General features: G+C 63.0%; 21 protein-coding genes, 1 tRNA gene and 1 pseudogene. 11 read left to right on the top strand and 12 right to left on the bottom strand.

Translation table 11 applies throughout. The annotated features are described in order from the left end of the window. Positions 1-117 precede the first annotated feature (117 nt). The 3 genes and pseudogenes from O1Y97_RS18845 to O1Y97_RS18835 form a co-directional block, all read right to left on the bottom strand. Positions 118-279, bottom strand: a pseudogene (locus tag O1Y97_RS18845) (DUF6538 domain-containing protein); the annotation flags it as partial. A 149-nt stretch (positions 280-428) separates the two neighbouring features. Next, positions 429-502: transfer RNA gene (locus tag O1Y97_RS18840), tRNA-Gln, on the bottom strand. A gap of 115 nt (positions 503-617) precedes the next feature. Then, positions 618-1,562 carry a lysylphosphatidylglycerol synthase transmembrane domain-containing protein gene (locus O1Y97_RS18835; RefSeq protein WP_183261894.1) on the bottom strand — a complete coding sequence of 315 codons (945 nt, stop codon included), beginning with the start codon at positions 1,560-1,562 and terminating at the stop codon, positions 618-620. A gap of 244 nt (positions 1,563-1,806) precedes the next feature. Between O1Y97_RS18835 and O1Y97_RS18830 the strand changes: the two genes are divergently transcribed. Continuing rightward, positions 1,807-3,216 (top strand): Ppx/GppA phosphatase family protein, encoded by a 1,410-nt coding sequence (locus O1Y97_RS18830; protein ID WP_404801201.1) that lies wholly within the window; start codon positions 1,807-1,809, stop codon positions 3,214-3,216. Beyond that, complete coding sequence (locus tag O1Y97_RS18825; protein ID WP_108608513.1) at positions 3,213-3,932, top strand: RlmE family RNA methyltransferase; 720 nt, start codon at positions 3,213-3,215, stop codon at positions 3,930-3,932. The genes O1Y97_RS18830 and O1Y97_RS18825 overlap by 4 nt, the downstream gene beginning before the upstream one ends. On the opposite strand, the gene O1Y97_RS18820 is transcribed toward O1Y97_RS18825, so the two are convergent. Then, entirely contained in the window at positions 3,927-5,336 is a 1,410-nt protein-coding gene (locus tag O1Y97_RS18820) for an MFS transporter (protein ID WP_318761984.1), read from the bottom strand. The two genes, O1Y97_RS18825 and O1Y97_RS18820, sit on opposite strands and share 6 nt — an antisense overlap. 278 nt (positions 5,337-5,614) lie before the next feature. On the opposite strand from O1Y97_RS18820, the gene guaB reads away from it, so the two are divergent. Both guaB and O1Y97_RS18810 read left to right on the top strand, forming a co-directional pair. Beyond that, a complete protein-coding gene (gene guaB / locus O1Y97_RS18815; RefSeq protein ID WP_183261889.1) occupies positions 5,615-7,117 on the top strand; it encodes an IMP dehydrogenase in 1,503 nt (500 codons plus the stop codon). 5 nt (positions 7,118-7,122) lie between these two features. Continuing rightward, complete coding sequence (locus O1Y97_RS18810; protein ID WP_318761983.1) at positions 7,123-7,698, top strand: hypothetical protein; 576 nt, start codon at positions 7,123-7,125, stop codon at positions 7,696-7,698. A gap of 4 nt (positions 7,699-7,702) precedes the next feature. Here the strand turns inward: O1Y97_RS18810 and O1Y97_RS18805 are convergent, their stop codons facing one another. After that, entirely contained in the window at positions 7,703-8,818 is a 1,116-nt protein-coding gene (locus tag O1Y97_RS18805) for a hypothetical protein (protein WP_318761982.1), read from the bottom strand. Positions 8,819-8,930: 112 nt separating this feature from the next. Between O1Y97_RS18805 and O1Y97_RS18800 the strand changes: the two genes are divergently transcribed. Then, positions 8,931-9,350 (top strand): MAPEG family protein, encoded by a 420-nt coding sequence (locus tag O1Y97_RS18800; protein ID WP_318761981.1) that lies wholly within the window; start codon positions 8,931-8,933, stop codon positions 9,348-9,350. 19 nt (positions 9,351-9,369) lie between these two features. On the opposite strand, the gene rnd is transcribed toward O1Y97_RS18800, so the two are convergent. Continuing rightward, complete coding sequence (rnd, locus tag O1Y97_RS18795) at positions 9,370-10,527, bottom strand: ribonuclease D (protein ID WP_318761980.1); 1,158 nt, start codon at positions 10,525-10,527, stop codon at positions 9,370-9,372. A gap of 85 nt (positions 10,528-10,612) precedes the next feature. Next, on the bottom strand, positions 10,613-11,857 hold the full coding sequence (locus O1Y97_RS18790) for an MFS transporter (protein WP_318761979.1): 1,245 nt from the start codon (positions 11,855-11,857) through the stop codon (positions 10,613-10,615). A gap of 164 nt (positions 11,858-12,021) precedes the next feature. Between O1Y97_RS18790 and O1Y97_RS18785 the strand changes: the two genes are divergently transcribed. Continuing rightward, a complete protein-coding gene (locus tag O1Y97_RS18785) occupies positions 12,022-12,438 on the top strand; it encodes a GNAT family N-acetyltransferase (protein WP_318761978.1) in 417 nt (138 codons plus the stop codon). Between the two features lie 149 nt (positions 12,439-12,587). After that, positions 12,588-14,378: an aspartate--tRNA ligase gene (gene aspS / locus O1Y97_RS18780; protein ID WP_108608506.1), complete on the top strand. Its 1,791-nt coding sequence runs from the start codon at positions 12,588-12,590 to the stop codon at positions 14,376-14,378. An 85-nt stretch (positions 14,379-14,463) separates the two neighbouring features. Here the strand turns inward: aspS and O1Y97_RS18775 are convergent, their stop codons facing one another. Beyond that, positions 14,464-15,657 carry a hypothetical protein gene (locus O1Y97_RS18775; protein WP_318764245.1) on the bottom strand — a complete coding sequence of 398 codons (1,194 nt, stop codon included), beginning with the start codon at positions 15,655-15,657 and terminating at the stop codon, positions 14,464-14,466. A gap of 272 nt (positions 15,658-15,929) precedes the next feature. Between O1Y97_RS18775 and parC the strand changes: the two genes are divergently transcribed. Both parC and O1Y97_RS18765 read left to right on the top strand, forming a co-directional pair. Further along, positions 15,930-18,236: a DNA topoisomerase IV subunit A gene (parC, locus tag O1Y97_RS18770; protein ID WP_318761977.1), complete on the top strand. Its 2,307-nt coding sequence runs from the start codon at positions 15,930-15,932 to the stop codon at positions 18,234-18,236. Positions 18,237-18,370: 134 nt separating this feature from the next. Beyond that, positions 18,371-19,600, top strand: coding sequence for an AI-2E family transporter (locus O1Y97_RS18765; protein WP_318761976.1), 1,230 nt, complete (start codon positions 18,371-18,373; stop codon positions 19,598-19,600). 16 nt (positions 19,601-19,616) lie between these two features. Here the strand turns inward: O1Y97_RS18765 and O1Y97_RS18760 are convergent, their stop codons facing one another. The 4 genes from O1Y97_RS18760 to hemB form a co-directional block, all read right to left on the bottom strand. Beyond that, a complete protein-coding gene (locus O1Y97_RS18760) occupies positions 19,617-20,516 on the bottom strand; it encodes a DMT family transporter (RefSeq protein ID WP_404801200.1) in 900 nt (299 codons plus the stop codon). A gap of 52 nt (positions 20,517-20,568) precedes the next feature. Further along, on the bottom strand, positions 20,569-21,324 hold the full coding sequence (locus O1Y97_RS18755; RefSeq protein ID WP_318761975.1) for an arginyltransferase: 756 nt from the start codon (positions 21,322-21,324) through the stop codon (positions 20,569-20,571). A gap of 140 nt (positions 21,325-21,464) precedes the next feature. Then, on the bottom strand, positions 21,465-21,935 hold the full coding sequence (locus tag O1Y97_RS18750) for an RDD family protein (protein ID WP_318761974.1): 471 nt from the start codon (positions 21,933-21,935) through the stop codon (positions 21,465-21,467). Between the two features lie 116 nt (positions 21,936-22,051). Then, positions 22,052-23,083, bottom strand: coding sequence for a porphobilinogen synthase (hemB, locus tag O1Y97_RS18745; RefSeq protein WP_318761973.1), 1,032 nt, complete (start codon positions 23,081-23,083; stop codon positions 22,052-22,054). 140 nt (positions 23,084-23,223) lie between these two features. On the opposite strand from hemB, the gene O1Y97_RS18740 reads away from it, so the two are divergent. Together O1Y97_RS18740 and O1Y97_RS18735 are read left to right on the top strand one after the other, a co-directional pair. Beyond that, entirely contained in the window at positions 23,224-24,261 is a 1,038-nt protein-coding gene (locus tag O1Y97_RS18740; RefSeq protein ID WP_318761972.1) for an enoyl-CoA hydratase/isomerase family protein, read from the top strand. Between the two features lie 26 nt (positions 24,262-24,287). Next, a complete protein-coding gene (locus O1Y97_RS18735; RefSeq protein ID WP_183262390.1) occupies positions 24,288-24,680 on the top strand; it encodes a DUF6163 family protein in 393 nt (130 codons plus the stop codon). The last annotated feature ends 203 nt before the right edge of the window (positions 24,681-24,883 follow it).

Genomic DNA, 24,883 nt, shown 5'->3' with positions numbered 1-24,883 from the left:
CTCGATCTCGTCACGCACCGCATCGATCTCGAGCGCAAAGATCTTGGTCAGCTGTTCTTTCGTCGCCATTCTCGCCATCGGCATCAGTTCGAGCTGCAACAGCAGGGCATTGAGCCGCCGCGCCACCACGGATGCCTTCTTACGGTCCGAGAGCCTAAGGCTCAGTGAAAGCCTCCCGTCACCTGCCGCCGACGCGAATCTGACGGGAATACGGGCCCGCCAATAGAAGACGGGACCCCTGAGAATGAGGTTTTCGATCTGATGTCTGCGCAGTCCCATCCGCCCGTGCTCCGCTAATCCAGGCCGGATGGACACCAGCTCTGGACATCAGTTGTGGGCACCACTTGTGGAAGGCCGATTCGACGTGAAACGATGACCTTGCGAACGGCCATGGATCCCGCGGATTTCAAAGCTTCTGGGAGGCGAGTTGGCTGGGGAACCTGGATTCGAACCAGGACTAACGGAGTCAGAGTCCGTGGGTCTACCGTTAACCTATTCCCCAGCATGGCCGAAACTTGTCCGGCGCTGGCGGGTCGCGTTTGACGCGGCCACCTGTGCGCGCCTTGTAGCCGCCGGCGGAAAATAGTCAACCCCATCAGTTGCGGCAATTTCGGTTTTCAGGCCTCGTCCTTGTTGGCGCTCCGGCCGAACTGCGAGTGCTCGAAAGCAAGCACCGCCATGACCCCCAGAATGAGCGGGATGATGAGGTAGAACAGCCTGAAGACCAGAAGTGCTGCCAGCACCGCCGCCGGGTCCATTTCCGACAGGCCGGTGAGAAACACCACTTCGAGCACGCCCAGTCCGCCCGGCGCGTGCGACGCCTGCGCCACCGCGAAGGAGAACAGGAAGATGCCCAGCACGATCAGGTAGCCCGGATTGTGCTCGGCGGGCAGGACGAAATAGATGATCGCCGCAGCCGCCAGTATTTCCAGCGGGCCGATGATCAGCTGGCGTGCCACGATCGGCAGTGCCGGATAGTGCAGGCGGAAGCTGCGGATGGCGAGCGGCTTGAGATGCAGCCAGCTGCCGAAGACATAGGCGCCGACCGAAAGCAGCATGGCAACGCCCAGCGCGATCCACCATGCTTCGTGGCTGCCCTCGGTGTAGCGGTCGAGCAGGCTCGGCTCGAGCAGAATCACCACGCCGCCGACGAACACGCTCGAAAGCACGAAGGTGAACCAGCAGATGCCGACGAGCACGCCGACCTCCTGGCCGGTCAACCCCTTGGTGGCATAGGCGCGATAGCGGATCACCGCGCCCGAGAATACCGAGCCGCCGATATTGTGCGAAAGGGCATAGGTGGTGAAGGAGCAGACGGTGACGAAGAACCACGACACGCGCTTGCCGATATGCAGCAGCGCTATGTGGTCATAGCCGGCCAGCGCGCCATAGGCGACGATGGAGCTGATCGCGGCGAGTATCCAGCCGTGGAAGGGGATGGCGGTCAGGCCGCTCCACACATCGTCGAGGGAGATTTCGCGCCATTCGTGATAGAGCAGCCAGGCAGAAACGGCGACGGCGCCGAGCCCGATGACGGGCCAGATGAAGTCTTTGATTCTCATGCAGGAGCGCTTGCCCGTTCCTTTCGGTCTGGCGTTTCAGTTCCTCGTTGTGGCAATGCGTCCGCTCGCATGACCGGCTCGTCCTTCAGCTTTGCCTCATCGAAGCCGGCTATTCAACCCGACCCGTGATTTTCGATAGCGATGCAGCCGGGCACGCGGCGAGGCCGGGACGCGCCGGCCAAATTTCAGCGCCGGCGGGCCTTGGTGATCGGGTCCCGCACTGATAGTCTGGCGCCAACACAAGATGATATGCGCGTGCAGCGTCCGAAGGGTTCGCGCGGCGCCAGAAGGAAATTGCAGGGTGAAGGACCGCGAAGCCGACGTCAGCGCGTCGGATGCGGGTGTCTCCGGGGATGGTCCGTCGCGTCATGGCGGGGAAGCTCCCCGACCGGGCCGTCAGGCCGCCGTGCGACCGGTCAACGGTCACGGCAATGGGGACGCCGCGCAACCAAAAGGCAAGACCAGGAAAAGGCGTAAGCGCCGCCGCGGCCGCAAGGTTTTTGCGCGCGACGGCGTTCAGCTTGCGGCCGGCGGCAAGCCGGCGGAGGCCGCAGTACCCGTGGCCGGGCCAGCCGTTTCTCTGAAGCCAAGCAACCCGGTCGCAAGGCCGGACGTGGCCGAACAGCCGCGCCGCATGCCCGTGTCGGACCTGCCGGTCTTTGCGGCGCTTGACCTTGGCACCAACAATTGCCGGCTGCTGGTGGCTGTGCCGGGAAGGCCGGGCCAGTTTCGCGTCATCGACGCCTTCTCGCGCATCGTGCGGCTGGGCGAGGGCCTCTCGGCGTCCGGTCGGCTCGGCCAGGCGGCCATGGACAGGGCGGTCGAGGCGCTCAAGGTCTGCAGCGACAAGCTGCGCAACCGCAAGATCAAGAAAGCGCGCCTGATCGCCACCGAGGCCTGCCGTTCGGCCGCGAATGGTGCGGAGTTCATCGATCGCGTTGAGCGTGAGGCAGGCCTCAAGCTCGAGATCATCGACCGCCAGACGGAAGCGCGGCTGGCTGTTTCGGGATGCGGCTCGCTGGTCGAACGCGACACCGACGGGGTCGTGCTGTTCGACATTGGCGGTGGCTCCTCCGAGATCGCCCTGATCGACGTTTCGCGCCATCGCTCGCCGCGGCTGGCGAATCACATCGTCTCGTGGACGTCGCTGCCGGTCGGGGTGGTTTCGCTCGCCGAGCGCTTCGGCGGCCGCACGGTGACGCGCGAGATCTTTGCTGCGATGGTCGAGGATGTTGCCACCCGCCTGCGTTCGTTCGACGGGCGCGACCGCCTGGCCCATGTCGTGTCGAGCCCGAAATTCCACCTGCTGGGCACCTCGGGCACGGTCACCACGCTCGCCGGCGTGCATCTCGAACTCGACCGCTACGACCGCCGTCGCGTCGACGGACTGTGGATGGACGGAACCAGCGTCGACCGCATGGTCGAAAAAGTGCTCGGCTGGGATTTCCAGCAGCGCGTGGCCAATCCCTGCATCGGCGCCGACCGCGCCGACCTGGTCCTGGCGGGCTGCGCCATCCTGGAAGCTATTCGGGCGGTCTGGCCGTCGGAACGGCTGCGCGTCGCCGATCGTGGCTTGCGCGAGGGCATTTTGAGCGAATTGATGGCCGACGACGGCGTGTGGCGCCGCAACTGGCGGAACGGACAGCGTACATGACCAAGAAACCAAAACCAGCGGTAGGAGCGGGCGCGACGCGCGTGCTGCGCACCAAGATCAAGAAGAAGCACGGCCTCAAGGAATCGTCGCGCCGCTGGCTCGAGCGCCATATGAACGACCCCTACGTCCAGCGCTCGAAGGCCGACGGCTACCGCTCGCGCGCCGCCTATAAGCTGATCGAGATCGACGACAAGCATCATCTGTTGAAGACGGGCATGAAGGTCATCGACCTCGGTGCCGCACCCGGTGGCTGGTGCCAGGTGGCGGCCGCCCGCACCAACTCGACGGCGGAAAAGCCGCATGTCGTCGGCATCGACTATCTCGAAATGGATGCGGTGCCTGGAGCGCCCGTGCTGCTGATGGATTTCCTCGACGATGCCGCCCCGGCACGCCTGTCCGAGGCGCTCGGCGGCGCGCCTGACCTGGTGCTGTCCGACATGGCGGCGCCGACGACGGGGCACCGGCGCACCGATCACATCCGCACCATGCATCTGTGCGAGGTTGCTGCCGATTTCGCCATTTCGGTACTGAAGCCCGGTGGCCATTTCCTGGCCAAGACCTTCCAGGGTGGCACCGAGGCAGAGCTGCTGACCCTGCTCAAGCAGAATTTCCGCACCGTCCATCACGTCAAGCCACCGGCCTCGCGCGATGAATCGGCCGAGCTGTATTTGCTTGCCAAGGATTTCAAGGGCAGGTCCGAGCCTGACGCCTCATAGCTGCTGCGGCTCGTCGGCCTCGCGCTGACGCAGGCGGTGGCCGGAAACCGAGCCGCCGGCATCGGCCGCCATGCGTGCGTACATGAAAGCCGGCAGTCCCGAAATCAGTGCGACCGTCAGGAACGCGAAGGTGAAGCCGGCCCCGCCGATCGCCTGGCCGGTGGCCAGCGACCATATTTCGAGCGCGCCGCCGCCGACTGCCACGCCGAGCGCCACCGAGGTCTGCTGGGCAACGGCCGAGATGGCGGTTGCCTGGCCGCTCTGGGCGGTCTCGATGTCGGCAAAGACCAGCGCGTTCGACGAGGTGAAGAACAAGGACCGCAGGAAACCTGACAGGAACAGCACCAGAAGGATCACGAGATAGGGCGTCTGGGATGTGAACAGCGCATTGGCCGCCATCAGGCCGGCTGAAACCACCGAAGCGACCGTAAGCACCGTGCGGAACCCCATGCTCTTCAGGATCTTCGGCGCGACGAACTTCATCGACAGCGCTCCCGCTGCGGTGGCGAAGGTGATCATGCCCGACTGGAATGGCGACAGCCCGAAGCCGAGCTGGAACAGCAGCGGCAAGAGGAACGGCGCCGCGCCGACACCGACGCGGAACAGCGAGCCGCCGACAATCGCCGTGCGGAAGACCGGATTGGCGAAGAGCTTGAGTTCAAGCAGCGGGTAGGGCGTCCGGCGTGCGTGGCGGATGTAGAGCAGCGCTGCGGTAAGGCCAACGGCAATGGTGACGACGCCGACGACAGGCGGCAGCGCCGGCAAGCTGACCACCGACAGGCCGAAGACCACGCCTGAGGCGGCGATGGCCGACAGGAAGAAGCCGGGCACGTCGATCGGTCGCGTTGCCTCCGGCGCAATCTCGGGCAGGAAGCGCCCCGACAGCCAGATGCCCAGCGCGCCGATAGGAATGTTGATCAGGAAAATCCAGTGCCAGGCGAAGAAGGTGGTGATGAAGCCGCCGACCGGCGGGCCGATGAGCGGACCGACGAGTGCTGGGATGGTTAGCGTTGCCATTGCCGCCACCAGGCCGCTCTTTTCGGTGGTGCGGACCAGAACCAGCCGCGCTACCGGCGTCATCATCGAACCGCCCATGCCTTGCAGGAAGCGCGCGAGCACGAATTCGCCGAGCGACCCCGAGATGGCGCAGGCGACCGAACCCAGCATGAAAACGCCGATGGCGACGCGGAAGACCAGCTTGGCGCCGAAACGGTCGGCCATCCAGGCGCTGATCGGGATGAATATGGCGAGCGAAACGAGATAGGCCGTCAGCGCCAGCTTGAGCGCGATCGGGCTCGTGCCGATGTCGGTCGCGATCGCCGGCAGCGAGGTGGCGATGACGGTCGAGTCCATGTTCTCCATGAACAGGGCGACGGCAAGGATGAGCGGGGTGGTTCTGTTCACGGACTTTTCCGCAGTGGCGTCTGCATCTGCCGGCAGCCAGGCCGCCGTCCGATCCGACCGTTAACATGGATGCGGCAGCCTGTCCGCAGCCAACACATGCGGCCCGTGCGGTCCAGTCGGCACGATGAAGTCGCCTCCGTGTCGATTGCGCCTCAAGCTGCGCTTTTCATCGGCTCGAAGACGTGGTACCAGCCACCGCCAATCCTGAAAGGGAAAAGACGAGTCGGCGCTGCATACCAACTGGTTCCAGCGTCCTTTTACGTATTCCGAGGTTGGCCATGGCAAAAATCATTGAATCCTCCACCGGCGCTCTGGCGCTGACCTTCGACGACGTGCTGTTGCAGCCCGGCCATTCCGAGGTGATGCCCGGCGAAACCGACATCAGCACCCGCATTGCCGGCGATATCGATCTCAACGTGCCGATCATTTCGGCGGCCATGGACACGGTGACGGAAGCCCGCCTGGCGATTGCCATGGCCCAGGCCGGCGGCATCGGTGTGATCCATCGCAACTTCACCCCGGCCGAACAGGCCGAGCAGGTCCGCCAGGTCAAGAAGTTCGAATCGGGCATGGTGGTCAATCCGGTCACCATCGGCCCGGACGCCACGCTGGCCGACGCACTGACCTTGATGCGGACGCACGGCATTTCGGGCATCCCGGTCGTCGAAAATGGCGGTGCCGGCGGCCAGAAGACTGGCCGCCTGGTCGGCATCCTGACCAACCGCGACGTGCGTTTCGCTTCCGACCCGGCGCAGAAGGTCTATGAGCTGATGACGCGCGAGAACCTGATCACCGTCAAGGAGACGGTCGAGCAGGACGAGGCCAAGCGGCTGCTGCACCAGCACCGCATCGAAAAGCTGCTCGTCGTCGACAAGCACGGCAATTGCGTCGGCCTCATCACCGTCAAGGACATGGAGAAGTCGCAGCTCAACCCGAACGCGTCCAAGGATGCGCAGGGACGTCTGCGCGCCGCGGCTGCCACCAGCGTCGGCGATGACGGCTTCGAGCGGGCCGAGCGGCTGATCGATGCCGGCGTCGACCTGCTCGTCATCGACACCGCCCATGGCCATTCCCAGCGCGTCCTCGATGCGGTGGCGCGGGCCAAGAAGATTTCCAACTCCATCCGCATCATGGCGGGCAACATCGCCACCGCCGACGGCGCCCAGGCGCTGATCGACGCGGGCGCCGACGCCGTCAAGGTCGGCATCGGGCCGGGCTCGATTTGCACCACGCGTATCGTCGCCGGTGTCGGCGTGCCGCAGTTGTCGGCCATCATGTCGGCTGTCGAGGTGGCACAGAAGGCCGGCGTGACCGTCATCGCTGACGGCGGCATCAAGTATTCGGGCGATCTCGCCAAGGCTCTGGCCGCTGGCGCCGGTGCGGCCATGATCGGCTCGCTTCTCGCCGGTACCGAAGAGAGCCCGGGCGAGGTCTACCTGCATCAGGGCCGCTCGTTCAAGGCATATCGCGGCATGGGTTCGGTGGGCGCCATGGCGCGCGGCTCGGCCGACCGCTACTTCCAGGCCGAGGTTCGCGACACGCTCAAGCTGGTTCCCGAAGGCATTGAGGGCCAGGTGCCTTACAAGGGCCCTGTCGGCGGCGTCCTGCACCAGCTCGCCGGCGGCCTCAAGGCTGCGATGGGCTATGTTGGCGGGCGTAATCTTGCCGACTTCCGCGAGCGCGCCACTTTCGTGCGCATCTCCAATGCCGGCCTGCGCGAGAGCCACGCCCACGACGTGACCATCACGCGCGAAAGCCCGAACTACCCCGGCGGCATGTGAGCCCAATGATCGTGCGGCTGCGGCGTCACGCGGCTGCGCTAAGCGTCGTCACTGCGGCAGTATTCGCCGCAATGACGCTGCTGGAGTTCTTCTATTTCCGCAGCTTGAGCGGCGGCCTGCCGTCGCTCGATCTGCGTTTCTGGGGGTTCTCCGAGAGCGAAGGCTTTGCCTGGATTGCGGCTCTCGGCCGGCCGGGCGCCGAGATCATTCTCGTCTGGCACTACCTGACCTTCGACCTGGTCTTCCCAGCGCTGCTTTCGGCGACGCTGGTCAGCCTGATCCTGAAGGCCGGCGACAGGCTGCCGCGTTTCGCTGGCCTTTCGGAGACGATGCGCTCGGTCGCAGCACTTGCGTTGGTGCTGCCCTATACGATTGCCGACTATGCCCAGAACATCGTCGTGGCGCGGATCCTCGCCGACCCGCCATCGGCGGGAGCCAGGTCGATGGCGCTCGCCTCCGGTCTGATCGTCGCCAAGTTTGCGTTTCTGGCTGTATCGGTCGCGGTCGTCGCAACCTTTGTACTTGCGGGCTTGCGAAGCGTCAGGCGATCACCAGCCACCGGCGACCGCAAGGTACGCTGATCGGCTATAGCCGAATGGACAATTTCTGTTTCTTGTCGATGTCCGATGCGTCGATGAATTCGAGGTATTGCGCAAGCAGTCCACGCAGGGCTTCCCCCTTGGTGCCCTCGTCGCGGTCTTCCTTGGCAGCGTCCCTGGCGATGCCGGACAGGTCCAGTTCCATCTCGGGGGCATCCTGGCCAGTTGCCGGGGACGACACGGTTTCGCTCATCCCGCTTAGGGCCTGGACTATTGCCAAGGCCGCCTGCGAACTGTCCGTGCCGGACGTGTCCTTGCCGGCCTGAATTTCCTCGAGGGCGTCTCTGATCTTCTCGGGAATGGCTGCTGCTTCGTCGAGCTTTTCCTTCGCTTCGGCTGTCCGGACAGCCTTCAGGTCCTCGGCAATCGTTTCCTTGTCGACGACGTCGATTGAAGACCCTTTTTGGTCGGCGAGGGTCTCTTCGACCGACTTGGCCCCGGACGTTGCCGCTTCCAAGCGCTGCGAAACCTTACTGCCGGCCTGGCCGGCAAGGCCTTCCGACACCGCGTCATACACCTTCCGCGCGGCGTCGCTTTCCGGATCTGCGAATGCCTTGAACAGATCGACTGCGTTCATCCCGTCCAGACGGAAGCCCGCCGCATCCTCCAGCACCTTTCTGAGATCGCCGTCGGCTGCCAGAAATTCGGTCTTGAATTTCTCCAGGACGAGTTTGGCCACAGCCCGGAAGGTAACGCCGTTCTCGCCTGGTTTCGGGATCCGGAAGTCGTCCCCCGAACCGACACCGACATTCTTGATCAGCGCTTCTTCACGCCATTTGTTGCCGGCTTCGACGGCTTTGGGGTCGCCGTCGCTGCCCACGCCCAGCTTGTCGTTGAGAAAGTCGACGGCCCTCTCGACCATGGAGAACATCACTTCCATCGGCGTCAGGCTGATGCCGAAGTAATACTCGTTGATGGCCTGCATGTCTTTCGGGCGGGCCGGTGCAGTCTGCGCCATATCGCCGAGCGGCTTCATGCCCCCCACAGCCTGCGCATCCTCGCGCATTGCGCGTTCACGGGCATAGGTTCCGGCTTGGATGACTGCTAGAGCAGGTTGGTAGCGATTGGCGGTTGCAGGGAGCATCATGTTTCGGTCGACCATTGAACTGCTGCAGCACAGTTTCGATCATGATCCGTAAATTCTCCATTAAGCAGAAATGGAGTGCAGCAATTGATGACCAGATTAGTCGATCATTTTTCTTGAGGTTATGCTTGTGAACCAGACCGCTATTTTCTGGCCGATGCTCTCGCAGGTTCTTTTGGTTTACATCGTCTATGTCGTGCTGGGCATGCGGCGCAGGCAGGCGGTGCGTGCCGGCGAGGCGCGCGTGAACCAGTTCAAGACGCGCGCCGCCGAGCCGGAGTTGAGCGTCACCGCCGCCAACAACACCATCAACCAGTTCGAGCTGCCGGTGCTGTTCTACGCAGCGTGCCTGGCACTCTACGTGACCGACGGCGCGTCATTTGTCAGTGTCGGGCTGGCCTGGCTGTTCGTGGCGACACGTTATGCGCACGCGTGGGTTCACCTGACCGCCAACCGGGTCAGGTTTCGCAGCCTGGCCTTCATTCTGGGCTGGCTGGTGCTTGGGCTGCTGTGGATCTGGTTTACGTTGCATCTTGCCGGCGCGGTCTGAGCCGCGCCGATCAGGGCGTTCAGGCTTCGATCTCGAACACTGCGATCTTGCGCTTGTCGAACCGGATGGCGATTTCGCCGCGCACCAGCTTGAGCGCGGTTTCGCCGAACACCGAGCGGCGCCAGCCCTGAAGGGCAGGGACGTCGGCGGCCTCGCCTTCGGCGGCGATACGGTCGATGTCATCGCCCGAAGCCAGCACCTTGGGCGCCACGCCTTCTTTTTCCGAGACCAGGCGCAGCAGTACCTTGAGCAGTTCGGCGGCCGCGCTCGAGCCCTCAGGTGGCTGGAAGGTCTTGGGCAGCTTGGGCATCTGGTCGCGCGGTATTTCGAGCGCCGCGTTGACGACGGCGAGCAGGGCGGTTGCCGAAGAGGAGCGCTCCCAGCCCTTGGGCGTGGTGCGCAGCCGCGACAGCGCCGTGGTGTCGCGCGGCGCCTGCTGGGCGATCTCGTAGATCGCGTCGTCCTTGAGCACGCGCCCGCGCGGCACGTTGCGTTCGCGCGCCTCGCGCTCGCGCCAGGCGGCGACGGCCTGCACGATGGCCAGTTCCTGCGGTTTGCGCAGGCGCATCTTCAGCCGCTTCCAGGCGTCTTCCGGGTGCGGATCGTAGGTTGCCCGCGAGGTCAGCACTTCCATCTCTTCGTTCAGCCAGTGCGCGCGGCCTTCGCGCTCGAGCTCGGTGACGAGATGCTGGTAGACATCGATCAGGTGGGTGACGTCGGCCAGCGCATATTCGAGCTGCTTTTCCGACAGCGGCCTGTGGCGCCAGTCGGTGAAGCGCGATGACTTGTCGATGCGGCCGCCGGTGATCTTCTGGACGATCTGCTCGTAGGAGACGCTGTCGCCGAAGCCGCAGACCATGGCCGCCACCTGCGTGTCGAAAACAGGGTGAGGGATCAGTCCGCCGAGATGGAAGACGATTTCGATGTCTTGCCGCGCGGCATGGAAGACCTTGGTCACGGCCTCGTTGGCCATCAGGTCGAAGAACGGCTTGAGGTCGAGCCCGGGCGCCAGCGGATCGACCAGCGCCGAAACGCCCGGCGCCGCCATCTGGATCAGGCAGAGCTCGGGCCAGAAAGTGGTTTCGCGAATGAACTCGGTGTCGACCGTGACGAAGTTGGATTTTTCGAGAGCGGCAACGGCGGTATCGAGTTCGTCCTGGGTCGTTATTACATGCATAATATTGCTTTTATCAGAACGCGTTGTCTTTCCATTTCAGTCGAGCGGCCATTCGTCAAGCGATTGCCGCATCCGGAGAGGAAGTCTAGTCGGCGTCCGAACCATTCGTTGGGCCATTTCGCCCGGCCAGGCGGGCGAAAATCGGCGACGTCCGCAGCAAGGCGATGAAGCGGCCGCGCCGGCCGGCCGGCACCGGCGAGCGCGATCCCATGCGATAGACGATGACCGCCACGAACGCGACGTAGACTGCTGCGCTGAAACTGAAAAGCGCATGTGGTCCAAACTGCTCCATGACGATCGAGGCCACGAACGGACCCGCGATCGCGCCGACCGAGTAGAACAGCATCAGCGCGGCGTTGATCAGCACGAACTCGCCCTTTTCCGCCCGGTCGTTGGCGTGCGCCGCCGACAGTGAATAGAGCGGCATGGCGAACGAGCCGAAGATGAAGATCAGCACGAAGTTGGCCAGCGGCGAATTGCCAGCAAGGAAGACCAGCATGAGCGCCGAGGTCATCGCGCCGACGGTGGTGACGAGCAGTACCTTGCGGCGATCCCACAGGTCGGACATGTACCCGAGGGGATACTGGACCAGCGCGCCGCCGATGATGCCGACACTGACGAAGGTGACGACGTCGGTGACCGACAGCCCGATCTGTTCGGCATAGATCGGGCTCAGCGTCCGGAACGCGCTGTTGGTGACGCCGACGAAGATGCAGCCGATGCTGCCGAGCGGCGAGATGCGCCAGGCGCGCTTCAAGTCGAGCTTGACCTCCTCCGGCGGTGTCGGGTTGGAACGGTCGCCGAGCGACACCGGCACCAGCGACAGCGTGATCATGATCGACATGATGGCGAAGATGGTGAAGCCGCCGGCGCCGAACACCGGGATCATGAACTGCGCGCCGGTCACCGAAGCGATGTCGATGATGCGGTAGATGGCGAGCACCCGGGCCCGGTCATGGTTGGAGACGCCCGAGTTGAGCCAGCTCTCCATCACCGTGAACAGCCCGGCGAAGCAGAAGCCCGTGGCGAAACGGATGAGCGACCACATCACCGGGTCGATGACCAGCACCAGCATCAATGTCGCGGCGGCAGCGATGGCTGCCAGCGCAGCGAAGGCCCGGACATAGCCGACGGCCTTCATGATGCGGGTGATGAAGATGCAGCCGAGCAGGAACCCCATGAAGTAGAAGGTGCCCATCAGCCCGATGGTCGATGCCGAAAAGCCCTCCTGCGCCCCGCGCAACGCAATCAAGGTGCTTTGCAGGCCGTTGCCGCCGAGCAGGATGCCGGCGGTGATCAGAAGCGGGATGAGAGGACGTATGGAGGACATTCGGCAACGCGAGAAAAGGTGAGTTGGCTATAGTTAGGCCATTCGGTCAATGCCAGTTGGCCACTGGCGCGACATATTCCGCCGGCTGCGCCAACGTGTCGAGGGCCGAGACGGTTAGCTTGCGCGCCTGTCGTCCCGACGGATGGCGAGAGCGGGAGCTGATGATGACGACACTGACGGTCAGCACGAGCATCGATCGGGAGACAGCACAGCTGATCGGCGATGGCCTGAACGCCTACAACTACGAGACGGCGGGGCCCCACAATGAGCAGGATCTGTGGATCGTCGCACGCGACGAGGACGGTTCGGTTGCTGGCGGATTGAAGGGCTCGTCCGAATATTCGTGGCTTTTCGTGGAATGGCTCTGGATCAGCTCGAAACATCGCAACCGGGGTCTCGGCGTACAGTTGCTTGGCAAGGCCGAAGACGTCGCCAGGCAAAGGGGTTGCGTCGGCGTTCATCTCGATTCGTACACCTTTCAGGCGCCGGAGTTTTACAAGCGGCTGGGCTACGAGGAGTTCGGCCGTATCGATGACTATCCGGCGGGCCATTCGCGCGTCTGGCTGAAGAAGCGCCTTTAACTGGGGCGTTCTGCGCAGCGGAGCCGCCCGAACCGGTGGCTTTACCTTGACAAAACCGGGCACCCATGCGCTTTTCCCGCCAAATTTCGGCCCGGGCGCATCGGACGCCTCGACGCCGTATGACAACAGCCCGAACCGGAATATTTGCCATGCACCGTTACCGCAGCCACACCTGCGCTCAATTGAGGAAATCCGACGTCGGTTCCGCCGTCCGCCTGTCCGGCTGGGTGCATCGCGTGCGAGATCACGGCGGCCTGCTGTTCATCGACATGCGCGACCACTACGGCCTGACCCAGATCGTCGCCGATCCCGATTCGCCGGCCTTCAAGGTCGCCGAGACCGTCCGTGGCGAGTGGGTCATCCGCGTCGATGGCGAGGTCAAGGCGCGCATGGCCGAGGCCGTCAACGGCAACCTGCCAACCGGTGAGATCGAGGTTTTCGCCGGCGAGATCGAGGTCTTGTCGCAGTCCAAGGAATTGCCGCTGCCGGTGTTCGGCGAACCCGAATACCCCGAGGACATACGCCTCAAGTATCGCTTCCTCGACCTGCGCCGCGAGACGCTGCACAAGAACATCGTGGCCCGCACCAAGATCATCGCCGAAATGCGCGCGCGCATGACCGATGAGGGTTTCACAGAGTATTCGACGCCGATCCTGACGGCATCGTCGCCTGAAGGTGCACGCGACTTCCTGGTGCCTTCGCGCATCCATCCGGGCAAGTTCTTCGCCCTGCCGCAGGCACCGCAGCAGTACAAGCAGTTGTTGATGGTCGCCGGCTTCGATCGCTATTTCCAGATCGCGCCTTGCTTCCGCGACGAAGATCCGCGCGCCGACCGCCTGCCGGGCGAATTCTACCAGCTCGACCTCGAAATGAGCTTCGTGACCCAGGAAGACGTCTGGAACACGATGGAGCCGGTGATGCGCGGCGTGTTCGAGAAGTTTGCCGACGGCAAGCCGGTGACGCAGCAGTTCCGCCGCATTCCGTATGACACCGCGCTGCGCACCTATGGCACCGACAAGCCCGATTTGCGCAACCCGATCGAGATCCAGCCAGTCACCGAGCATTTCGACGGTTCGGGCTTCAAGGTGTTCGCAGGCATGATCGCTGCCAACCCGAAGGTCGAGGTCTGGGCCATCCCGGCCAGGACCGGTGGTTCGCGCGCATTCTGCGACCGCATGAACTCTTGGGCCCAGGGCGAGGGCCAGCCGGGTCTCGGCTACATCTTCTGGCGCAAGGAAGGCGACAAGCTCGAAGGCGCTGGTCCCATCGCCAAGAATATCGGTGAAGAGCGCACCGAGGCGATCCGCCAGCAGCTTGGCCTGTCGGATGGTGACGCCGCTTTCTTCGTCGCCGGCGACCCCAAGAAGTTCGTCTCGTTTGCAGGTGCTGCCCGCACCCGCGCCGGCGAGGAGCTCAACCTCGTCGACCGCGAGCGTTTCGAGCTGTGCTGGATCATCGACTTCCCGTTCTACGAATGGCTCGAAGACGAAAAGAAGATCGATTTCGCCCACAACCCGTTCTCGATGCCGCAGGGCGGCCTGGATGCGTTGAACAATCAGGACCCGCTCACCATCAAGGCCTATCAGTACGACATGGTCTGCAACGGTTTTGAAATCGCATCCGGTTCGATCCGCAACCAGTTGCCCGAGCTGATGGTCAAGGCGTTTGAGCTGACCGGCAAGTCGCGTGAAGAGGTCGAGGAGCAGTTCGGTGGTCTCTACCGCGCCTTCCAGTACGGCGCCCCGCCGCATGGCGGCATGGCTGCGGGCGTCGACCGCGTGATCATGCTTCTTGTCGGTGCGAAGAACCTGCGTGAAGTGACGCTGTTCCCGATGAACCAGCAGGCGCAGGACTTGCTGATGAATGCGCCTGCCGAAGCCTCGCCGCAGCAGCTGCGCGAGCTGTCGCTGCGCGTCGCCGTGGCCAAGAAGGAAGCTTAAGAGGCCCGCGCAAGCGACTCTTTCGATTCAACAAAAAAGCCCGGCATCGCTGCCGGGCTTTTTCGTTTGGCCGTGTTGCCAAGGATCAATCCTGGTTGGCCGTAACCGTCAGGCCAAGCGTCTTGGGCAGTTCCTTTGGGTTGGACATGCCGCTGGCCGCCAGCAGGGCGAACGGAACCGGCGAGGCGGGCTTGGCTGCGATCTCGAGCGACTTGGGGTTGTCGAGATAGGCGGTCACGGCTGCCGTCACCTGCGCTGCCAGTTCCGGATTGTTGAGTTCCATCAGCATGAACGGCACGATTGCCTTGGCCTGGTTGGCGATGTCCTTGGCCGACATGCCCTGCTGCTTGCCGACATATTCGAGAACCTTGTTGGTCACCGAATCGTCGTCGAAGCGCACGGTCGCACCATTGAAGGTGAGCTGCTGCATCAGGCCGAGCATGGCGAGGCCCTGAGCCGAGTTGTCGGTGCCTTCCGGCTGGTCGGCCATCTTCTTCTGCAGGTCCTGCACCGACTTGAGGAAATCGACGGTGTAGCCGCCGAGGTCGAAGGTCATGCCGAGTGTACCGGCGTCGTCGACGGTGATGTCGTAGTTCGACAGCGCCATGCGGCCGTCAGTCGGCTGCCAGGTGCCAGCCAGCTGAAAGTCGCCGCTGATGTTCTGGTAGCCGAGCGCGTCGATCGCAGCCTTCGACTGTGGGTCTTCGACGAGGCTGAGGTCGGCGGTGAATTTCTCTGCCGAACCGGTGAATTCCATGGCGTTGCCGTCGGCCGGAGGTGTCACCTCCGCCGCGAAGTTGGTCATCTGGAACGCTTGCTTGTCGCCGATCTTGACGCTGACGTTGTCGAGATTTGCGGTCTCGTACATCAGGAACGATGCCAGCGGATCGGTCGAGCCTTCGGCCGGCAGCGACACATTGCCGATGTTCAGCGGGCTGACATCGACCTTGGTGGTGCCTTCAGTGAGGCTGTACGCTTCGGTGCTGAGGGTCTCGATCTTGTAGCCCCCATTCTCCTCGGTGATGCCGCCAAGCGTGACCTTGCCGACGGAAACCGGCTTGTCTTCCCCGGCCATCGCGATGCTTGTCCCTTCAAGCACGGTCTCGGAGGCGTCGCCCGACACGCTGGTCCAGCTGAGCGTCAGGTTCTGGGCTGCCAGGACGGCCTTGAGCCTTTCGGCTACCGCGGTCGCGTCCTGGGCCAGTGCTGCATTGAGCGGAAGCGTGAAGAGAAAGGTCGATAGAGCGAGCTTGCTGAATGCAGAGCGGTATTGCGTCATCATGGTTCCCTGAGACTTGTGAGGAATCGTTCACGCCATATCCTGTCCGTCAGGAACTGGACTGGAAAAAGGCATTCTCGCCACATTGGCCGCAATTCGGCGCAAAAGGCAATCGCTGCAATGCAACACGCGCAAAAATGGTGAACGGCAAGATGATCGCGCAATTGCTACTTTAGCGAGCGCAAAAATTTGTCTCATCCGGGCGACTGTGTCGCCCCTTGCTTTTGCCGATAAGGCTTGTCGCGAATCACCCGTTCCGCTAGTCCAAACCCATGGGAAAAGGGCTTTTGCCGCCTGGAAATGACGGTGGCGACAATATTGAACCGGTCGACCTGAAGAAGGCGCTCGAAGAGCGCTATCTGGCCTATGCGCTGTCGACCATCATGCACCGGGCCTTGCCCGATGTGCGCGACGGACTGAAGCCGGTCCATCGCCGCATCATGCATGCCATGCGGCTGCTGCGGCTCAATCCCGACCAGGGTTTCGCCAAATGCGCCCGTATCGTCGGCGAGGTGATGGGCAAGTTCCATCCGCATGGCGACCAGTCGATCTACGACGCGCTGGTGCGTCTGGCGCAGGATTTCTCCGTCCGATACCCCCTCGTCGACGGGCAGGGCAATTTCGGTAACATCGACGGCGATAGCGCCGCCGCCATGCGTTACACCGAAGCGCGCATGACCGAGGTCTCGGTGTCGTTGCTCGAGGGCATCACCGAAGACGCCGTCGACTATCGCCCGACCTACAACGAGGAAGACGAGGAACCGGTCGTCCTGCCGGGCGCGTTCCCCAATCTGCTTGCCAACGGTTCGTCCGGCATCGCCGTCGGCATGGCGACCTCGATCCCGCCGCACAATGCCGCAGAGCTCTGCAGCGCTGCGCTCCACCTCATCGATAATCCCGACGCTTCAGTCACCGACCTGATGACCTCGCCGGGCGAATGGGATCGCATCAAGGACGATCCAGAGCTGCGCCTGAACTGCAAGGTGCGTGGCCCCGATTTCCCCACCGGCGGCAGTGTCGACGACGACTGGGCCTCCATTGTCAACGCCTACGAGACCGGGCGTGGCGGCTTCCGCATGCGCGCCATGTGGCGGCAGGAGGATCAGGGCAGGGGCACCTGGAACCTCGTTGTCACTGAAATCCCCTATGGTGTGCAGAAGTCGCGATTGATCGAAAAGATCGCCGAACTGCTGATCGCCCGCAAGCTGCCGCTGCTCGAAGACATCCGCGACGAAAGCGCCGAGGACATTCGTGTCGTCCTGGTGCCCAAGAGCCGTACGGTCGACCCGGGCCTGTTGATGGAATCGCTGTTCAAGCTCACCGAGCTCGAGAGCCGGTTCCCGCTCAACATGAACGTGCTGTCGCGCGGCAAGGTGCCGAACGTGCTGTCGCTCAAGAGCGTGTTGCGCGAATGGCTGGACCATCGCCGCGAGGTGCTGGTTCGTCGATCGAAGTTCCGCCTCGGCGAGATCGAAAAGCGCCTTGAAATTCTCGGCGGCTACCTCATTGCCTACCTCAACATCGACGAGGTGATCCGCATCATCCGCGAGGAGGATGAGCCCAAGCGGGTGATGATGGCGCGCTGGGACCTGACCGATACCCAGGCCGAAGCCATTCTGAACATGCGCCTGCGGGCCCTGCGCAAGCTCGAGGAATTCGAGATCCGCAAGGAGTTCGACGCGCTCAGCACCGAAAAGAAGCAGATCGAAGCGCTGCTCGCCTCCGATGCCAAGCAGTGGTCGACGATCAAGTGGGAAGTGAGCGAGGTTCGCAAGCACTACGGCCCCGAAACCGAGCTCGGCCGTCGCCGCACCGTCTTTGCCGAAGCACCCGACCACGACCTCACCGACATCGCGCACGCGATGATCGAGAAGGAGCCGGTCACGGTCGTCGTCTCGGAGAAGGGCTGGCTGCGAGCGATGAAGGGGCATCTGGCCGACTTCGGGCAGCTCACCTTCAAAGAAGGCGACAGCCTCAAGCTGGCCCTCCACGCGCAGACGACCGACAAGATCCTCGTCTTCACGACAGGCGGCAAGTTCTACACCATTGGCGCTGACCGCCTGCCGGGCGGCCGTGGCCATGGCGAGCCGATCCGCATCATCGTCGACATGGACAACGACCAGGACATCGTCACCGCCTTCGTCCATGAGCCCAAGCGCAAGCTGCTGCTGGTCAGCCACGAGGGCAATGGCTTCACGGTTCCCGAGGAAGAGGTTGTCGCCAACACCCGCAAGGGCAAGCAGGTGATGAACGTCAAGACGCCGGATGAAGCCAAGCGCTGTATCCCGCTTGCGGGTGATCATCTCGCCATCGTCGGCGAGAACCGGAAGATGCTGGTGTTCCCGCTCGAGCAGATCCCCGAGATGACGCGCGGCAAGGGCGTCAGGCTGCAGAAGTACAAGGACGGCGGCGTGCTCGACGTGAAGACCTTCACGATGGAGAGCGGCTTGAGCTGGCTGGATTCCGCGGACCGAACCTTCACCCGGTCACGAGAGGAACTGGTCGAGTGGATCGGAACGCGCGCCACGGCCGGACGTATGGTGCCGAAAGGCTTCCCGCGCACCGGCCGCTTTGGCTAGCGTCTCGAATGCGGCAGTGCGGCAAAGTTTTCGTGCGCTGCCTCACATAAGCCTCTATGATCTTCCCATCGGCGTCGTAAAGCGGTGCCGGGTGTCCAATCGGGTCCACTTCAGGGCCGAGGAGATCAAGGCCCTTGAAAGTGACTGAATCCCGCAAACCGGAGCGAGAGCCGAGGCTGTTCGGCCCGTCCCAGCCGATGCGCGCGGCCCTTGTGCCGCCCTTGTCGGCGGCGCGCTGGCTGCTGGTGCTGATCGTTGCCGCAGGCATCTATTTCTTTCACGGCTTCCTGGTCCCTGTTCTGGCCGCACTCGTCATCGCATTCGCCAGCTGGCCGCTCTATCGAAGGCTTCTTGCGGCGGTTGACGGCAACAGGACTGTCGGTGCGACGCTGGCGCTCCTGTTCATCGTTGCCTTCCTGGTGGTGCCGATCTCCTTTGCCGCGACCTATGCGGTCAATGAGATCCGCGAGTGGTTCGGCTGGGCGCTCGAGACCAACCGCCATGGCGCAGCGACGCCGGAATGGATCAACAATCTCCCGGTCGTCGGCGAATGGCTCAACGAGCAATGGACCCGCTATGTTGGTCATCCCGGTTCCATCGGTGAACTGATCCAGCTCGTCAGCGGCGCCAATATCGGCAGCATCTACCGGGGCGTGCTTGCCGCCGGTGGCAGCGCCTTCGGTATCATACTGACGCTGCTGTTCATGCTGATCGCCCTGTTCTTCACCTATCGCGACGGCGAATCCTTCGTCGCGCAGCTCGACCGGCTGGGCGAGCGTATCCTGCCAATGCGCTGGGAGCGCATCTCGCGCGTCGTTCCCAAGACGATCAGCGCCACCGTCATGGGCATGACGGTGATCGCCATAGGTGAGGGCGTCGTTCTTGGCTTGGCCTACTGGGTCGCCGGTGTTCCCTCGCCGGTCACGCTCGGCGTCATCACCGGGTTCATGGCGCTCATTCCTGGCGGGGCGCCTTTGTCGTTCACGCTGGTCTCGGTCTATCTGGTTGCCAGTGGCTCGCCAGTCGCTGGTGTGGCGCTGTTTTGCTGGGGCTCAATCGAACTCTTCATCGTTGACAAGACGCTGAGGCCAAGGCTTGTCGGAGGGCCGATCAAGCTGCCCTTCTTGCCGACCTTTTTCGGTCTCATCGGCGGCGTCAAGACGATGGGCCTGCTCGGCCTGTTTATCGGCCCGGTGCTGATGGCGCTGCTGGTCGCGATCTGGCGCGAATGGATTCGCGAGATCGAGCTGAACGACGAGGCGGCGGCGATTGCGGCCAACGTGCTGCCCGAAGCGGGGGCGCCGCGCACCATTGAAGCCATCAGCGAGGGCCTGCCCCCGGCCAAGCGAACGCAGGCAGGCTAGGCCCCAGGCCTGCGCTTCATGCTGCCTGCTGAACTGCCGCGCTTGCCCTGCGCTTACGGCTTTCCGAAAGCTGCCAGGCCGAGTGGGCGACGAGCGTGACGATGAGGATCGCTCCGCCGATCAGGCTGTTGTGTGTCGGCACCTCGGCAAAGATCATCCAGACCCAGATCGGCGCAAGCACCGTCTCGAGCAGGTAGAACATCGCCACTTCCGGGCCGGAAATGTATTTCGGGCCGTTGGCGAGACAGAAGAATGAGATCGGCATGATCACTGCGCCGTTGAAGATGATCCACCATGGCGCCTCAATCTGAAAGCCGGTTATCGAGACCATGTAGGCGGCGAGCAGGCAGGGCAGGAGAACGCCGACGAGTGCCGTGAAGCCCATGTCCTTGCCGCTGGAACGCGAAATGGTAATGGCCGAGGCAATGCAGAAAGCCGAGACAACGGCCATCAGGTCGCCGAACAGGTGGCCGGTGCCGATCGAGCTTCCAACGATGATCAGCACGCCGCCGACCATGGCCAGCATGGCGAGCATGGTCACCGGCCGCGGCCGCTCCCTGAGAAAAATCCACGACAACACCGCCGCGAACACGGTGTTGAACGCCAGGATGAACACCAGGTTGGCCGTCGAGGTGTTGTACACGGCGGTGACGAACGCGATCGATCCGATGCCGTAGAGTACGGCGACCACCAGCCCGGCCCGGCCAGGGATGAGCTGCGGCGCGTTGCGGCTGAACGAGCGCCAGACCAGCCAGATGACGATGGCAGCTAGGAACGTCACGCCGCTGCGCATCAGCAGGATCGACCAGTGATTGCCGTCGGCGAGCTTGATCAGTGGAATGTCGACCGTCAGCGCCATGCCGCCTATCGCAGTCAGCAACAGGCCCTTGGAATGATTGGAATGAGTGCTTGCCACGATTTTCCCTGCCAGATGGTCTACGGCAGCGTGGAAAACGGGCCGGACGTGCTCAGATGTCGCCTTCGAAGCGCTCCCAGCCTTTCATGCCGAGATGCTCCTGAGGTGTGAAGCGTACCTTATAGTTCATCTTGCGCGACCCATTGACCCAGTAGCCAAGATAGACGTGGGGCAGGCCCATGGTGCGGGCGCGGGCAATATGATCGAGGATCATGAAGGTGCCAAGCGACCGTTCGTCCATTTCAGGATTGTAGTAGGAATAGACCATCGACAGGCCGTCGGCCATCTGGTCGGTCAGCGCCACGGCCATCAGTTCGCCCTGGCCCTGGCCGGTAATGAAGGTGTCGGGGCCACGGCGGCGATATTCGATCACCTTGGTGTCGACATGGGTGTCCTCGACCATCATCGCGTAGTCGAGCACGGTCATGTCGGACATGCCGCCCCTGCGGTGGCGGGCGTCGAGATAGGTGCGGAACAGCGAATACTGTTCGGTCGAGGGCTCGGCGTCATGCATGGCGCCGACAATGTCGGAATTGCGCTCGATCACGCGGCGCATGTTGCGCGTCGCCTTGAATTCCTGGGCCAGGATGCGAACGGAGACGCACGCCCTGCAGGTCTCGCAGGCGGGCCGATAGGCGATGTTCTGCGAACGCCGGAAACCGCCCTGGGTAAGCAGGTCGTTCATTTCCGGGGCCTTGTCGCCGACCAGATGGGTGAAGACCTTCCGCTCGAATTGCCCTTCAAGATAGGGGCATGGGGAAGGCGCCGTCAGGAAGAATTGCGGGGAATGGGTAGGATGCTGCGTCATCGAGCGTCAGGAAGACTCCCAATCAATGTTCCCTAGCTTGGCGCTACCCGCGAAAAATTCAACATGAATGTGAAGGTAAGTGGATTCTTTGCCTTCACATTTTGGCGCAAATGCCCGTTTTGACTCGGCGAATGGCAATTTCAGCTGTCGCTGCGGCTGACGACGGTGCCAAGCAGCAGGTCGTGCAGCGTGCGCTTGCGGTCGGAAAACAGCGAAACCAGCAGGACAAGCGGCGTCAAAACCACGTTGCCGGCCCAGAAAAGCACCGAATGCACGATGGCCAGGAGGCCGTCCACCGGCCTGCCGTCGAGGCGGTCGAGTCGGATGCCCATGATTCGCATGCCGGTAGTCGCCTGGTTCGGGCCGCCGAGGGTCGTCCAGACATAGAGCAGTGCCACTGCCGGGCCGAGGATGCCGAACAGCGCCCAGCCGAGGCCGAGCGTCAGGATCCCGAGAAAGAAGACGATGATTGCAAACGGAATCAGCAGCAGCCCGACGATCAGATAGTCGATCAGGAAGGCCAGCACCCGGCGCGTCCGCACGCCGTCATAGGCACGCGAGTCCTCAAGCCTGCTGGTGATGATTTCGCCGTCCAGAACGCGTGCGGTCATTGTGTCCTCGATAGGCGGGCAAGATTGCCCGCGCAGGAAAACAGATGGGAATTGCAACGCCGGATTCAAGAATTCTGGCGTGAGCTGGCGTATGGGATCCCGTCGTCGGAGCTTGGTTAGCCCTTCAGCATCTGCGCCACTTCTGGCGCAAAATAGGTCAGGATGCCGTCGCAGCCGGCGCGTTTGAAGGCGAGCAGGCTTTCCAGCATCGCCTTTTCGCCATCGATCCAGCCGTTGGCGCCGGCAGCCTTGATCATCGAGTACTCGCCCGAAACCTGGTAGGCGAAGGTCGGCACGCGGAACTCGTCCTTCAGGCGGCGGATGATGTCGAGATAGGGCAGGCCAGGCTTGACCATCAGCATGTCCGCGCCTTCGGCGAGGTCTTGTTCGGCCTCGCGCACGGCCTCGTCCGAGTTGGCGTGATCGATGTAGTAGGTCTTCTTGTCGCCCTTGAGCAGGCCCTGCGTGCCGATCGCCTCGCGATAGGGGCCGTAGAAGGCGGAGGCGAACTTGGTCGCATAGGACATGATCGCCACGTCCTGGAAACCGTTGTCGTCGAGCGCGTCGCGGATGGCGCCGATGCGGCCGTCCATCATGTCGGAAGGCGCGATGATGTCGGAGCCTGCAGCCGCTTGCAGCACGGCGGCTGCAGCCACCTGGGATACGGTCTCGTCGTTGACGATGGTGCCGTCGCGCAGGATGCCGTCATGGCCGTGGCTGGTGAAGGGATCGAGCGCCACATCGGTGATGATGCCGATCTCGGGCACCGCCGCCTTGAATGCGCGGGTGGCGCGGTTGATCAGGTTGTCGGGTTCGAGGATATGCGCGCCGGTCTGGTCGCGCAGGCCCATTTCGACATTGGGGAAGGTGGCGATGGCCGGAATGCCGAGCTTGGCCGCACGTTCCGCTTCCTTGAGCGCGAGATCGATTGACAGGCGGAACACGCCGGGCATCGCCGGAATGGCCTCGCGCCGGTTCTCGCCGTCGATGATGAAGATCGGCCAGATCAGGTCGTCGACGCTGAGGCGGTTTTCCTGCACGAGGCGGCGCGACCAGTCGGCCTTGCGCATGCGGCGCAGGCGCCGGCTGCCGGTGATTTCGTCGACGCTGCGTGCGCCGGCTGGCTTGGCTGGGGTGAACTTGTTCATCGCTCGTCTCCGGATTGTGCAGTTTTTAGCATGCCGATTTGCCCAAGACCAAGGTGCAGGATGGGACCTGCGGCATTGACGCACCCACGCGCAGCACATTAGCTCTGCAGGCGGTTTCGATGTGAGGGAATCTCTTGGACATGGATTTTGGCGGCGACGATGAAATCCGTTTCGAGCGGACCGGCAGCGCCGGCATCGTCACCCTGACGCGGCCGAAGGCTCTCAATGCGGTGACCCACAAGATGGTCGGCGCGCTGTCCCGTGCGCTCGAGGCATGGCAGGCCGACCGCGACGTTGCGCTTGTCGTCGTCAAGGCCGAGGGCAGGGCCTTCTCCGCGGGCGGCGACATCTTGCACATCTACGAGGCCGGCCGCGCCGACAGCCCGCCGGTCGACTTCTTTGCCGACGAGTACCGGTTGAACGCCCAGATCGCGCGCTTTCCCAAGCCCTATGTCTCATTGATCGACGGCATCGTCATGGGTGGCGGCGTCGGCATCTCCTTCCACGGCTCCCACCGGGTGATGACCGAGAATGCCCAGTTCGCGATGCCTGAAGTGGGCATCGGGTTTTTTCCCGATGTCGGCGGCAGCCATTTGCTGCCCGACCTTGGTGGCTATTTCGGCATGTATCTGGCGCTGACCGGCAATCGAATCCGCTATGGCGATGCGCTCTGGTCGGGTCTGGCCACGCACACCATTGCCGCCGATGGACAGATCGGGCTCGTGGAGCGCCTTTGCGAGACAGGCGAGCCCGAGGCGGTGCTGCGCGGATTTTTCCACCCGGCCAAGCGTGAGACCGACCGCGAAACGCTTGAAGCCATCGCCCTGCATTTCTCTAGGCAATCGCTTGCCGAGATCATCGAAAGCCTCGAGGCGGACACCAGTGAGTTCGCGGCAAAGACGCTCGCAACCCTTCGGTTGCGCTCGCCCACCAGCCTTGCTGTCGCCTTCCGGCAGATCAGGGCCGGGCTGACGATGTCGATGGACGACTGCATGCGCATGGAGTTCCGCATCCTGAACCGCATGCTTGCCGGTCGCGACTTCTATGAAGGCATCCGGGCCGCGATCATCGACAAGGGCTCGACGCCGGTCTGGCAACCGGCGCGACTGGCCGATGTCGATCCGGCGGAAATCGACCGCTATTTCCAGACGCTGGGCGACAGGGAGCTTGCCCTGTGACCGACAGTGCAGGGCGTCTCCACGAAATGCATCCATCGGCCACGGAAAACGCCTTCGCCTGGTTCCTGCGTGTGGTTGCGGCCTACTGCCTGCTGTTCGGCATTCTCTATTGGGTCCGCCTGATCGGCGTCTACGACGGCCCGCTCTGGCGCTTCGACCTGATGCCTATTCACTGGCAGATCGCGGCTGTCACGCTTTCCGTCTTTTTTCCCTTCGCCGCCATCGGCCTGTGGATGCTGTCATCCTGGGGGCCGGTCATCTGGTTCATTTGCGCGGCCACCGAGATCGTCATGTATGCCGGCTTTCCCGATCTGTTCGGCTCGCGGCCGCTGATTGTCGTCTCGCACATTGCGGTGGCTGTGATTTACGCGGCGTTCCGTATTGTCTTGCACCTGAAACGGCGCCGCTCCGCGCAGTAGCCAACGCTTTCAGGGCGTTGCCGGACGTTCCATAAAATACAAGGTTAATTATTCTTACTCGGAAGGGTTTTCATTAACCCTCTTTCGAAACCACTGGCTGGTAAGCCCTTGTTAAGCCTGACGTTTAAGTCGAATTTTATGGGTATTCGATAAGTTCGCGATCAAGGTGACAACAAACAAAAAAGTCACCAGGCGACAACAGA

Source organism: Aminobacter niigataensis (assembly GCF_946995915.1).
GTDB lineage: Bacteria > Pseudomonadota > Alphaproteobacteria > Rhizobiales > Rhizobiaceae > Aminobacter > Aminobacter niigataensis.
This window is presented reverse-complemented; position numbering and strand designations above follow the sequence as displayed.

What these genes read in the sequence shown, in the direction of transcription:
- O1Y97_RS18740 (WP_318761972.1), top strand. Translation starts at nt 23,224, where the DNA reads ATGGATTTTGGCGGCGACGATGAAATCCGTTTCGAGCGGACCGGCAGC.
- O1Y97_RS18810 (WP_318761983.1), top strand. Translation starts at nt 7,123, where the DNA reads ATGATCGTGCGGCTGCGGCGTCACGCGGCTGCGCTAAGCGTCGTCACT.
- O1Y97_RS18835 (WP_183261894.1), bottom strand. Translation starts at nt 1,562, where the DNA reads ATGAGAATCAAAGACTTCATCTGGCCCGTCATCGGGCTCGGCGCCGTC.
- O1Y97_RS18825 (WP_108608513.1), top strand. Translation starts at nt 3,213, where the DNA reads ATGACCAAGAAACCAAAACCAGCGGTAGGAGCGGGCGCGACGCGCGTG.
- parC (WP_318761977.1), top strand. Translation starts at nt 15,930, where the DNA reads ATGGGAAAAGGGCTTTTGCCGCCTGGAAATGACGGTGGCGACAATATT.
- guaB (WP_183261889.1), top strand. Translation starts at nt 5,615, where the DNA reads ATGGCAAAAATCATTGAATCCTCCACCGGCGCTCTGGCGCTGACCTTC.
- O1Y97_RS18755 (WP_318761975.1), bottom strand. Translation starts at nt 21,324, where the DNA reads ATGACGCAGCATCCTACCCATTCCCCGCAATTCTTCCTGACGGCGCCT.
- aspS (WP_108608506.1), top strand. Translation starts at nt 12,588, where the DNA reads ATGCACCGTTACCGCAGCCACACCTGCGCTCAATTGAGGAAATCCGAC.
- O1Y97_RS18750 (WP_318761974.1), bottom strand. Translation starts at nt 21,935, where the DNA reads ATGACCGCACGCGTTCTGGACGGCGAAATCATCACCAGCAGGCTTGAG.
- O1Y97_RS18790 (WP_318761979.1), bottom strand. Translation starts at nt 11,857, where the DNA reads ATGTCCTCCATACGTCCTCTCATCCCGCTTCTGATCACCGCCGGCATC.
- rnd (WP_318761980.1), bottom strand. Translation starts at nt 10,527, where the DNA reads ATGCATGTAATAACGACCCAGGACGAACTCGATACCGCCGTTGCCGCT.
- O1Y97_RS18735 (WP_183262390.1), top strand. Translation starts at nt 24,288, where the DNA reads ATGCATCCATCGGCCACGGAAAACGCCTTCGCCTGGTTCCTGCGTGTG.
- O1Y97_RS18830 (WP_404801201.1), top strand. Translation starts at nt 1,807, where the DNA reads ATGATATGCGCGTGCAGCGTCCGAAGGGTTCGCGCGGCGCCAGAAGGA.
- O1Y97_RS18805 (WP_318761982.1), bottom strand. Translation starts at nt 8,818, where the DNA reads ATGGTCGACCGAAACATGATGCTCCCTGCAACCGCCAATCGCTACCAA.
- hemB (WP_318761973.1), bottom strand. Translation starts at nt 23,083, where the DNA reads ATGAACAAGTTCACCCCAGCCAAGCCAGCCGGCGCACGCAGCGTCGAC.
- O1Y97_RS18775 (WP_318764245.1), bottom strand. Translation starts at nt 15,657, where the DNA reads ATGACGCAATACCGCTCTGCATTCAGCAAGCTCGCTCTATCGACCTTT.
- O1Y97_RS18785 (WP_318761978.1), top strand. Translation starts at nt 12,022, where the DNA reads ATGACGACACTGACGGTCAGCACGAGCATCGATCGGGAGACAGCACAG.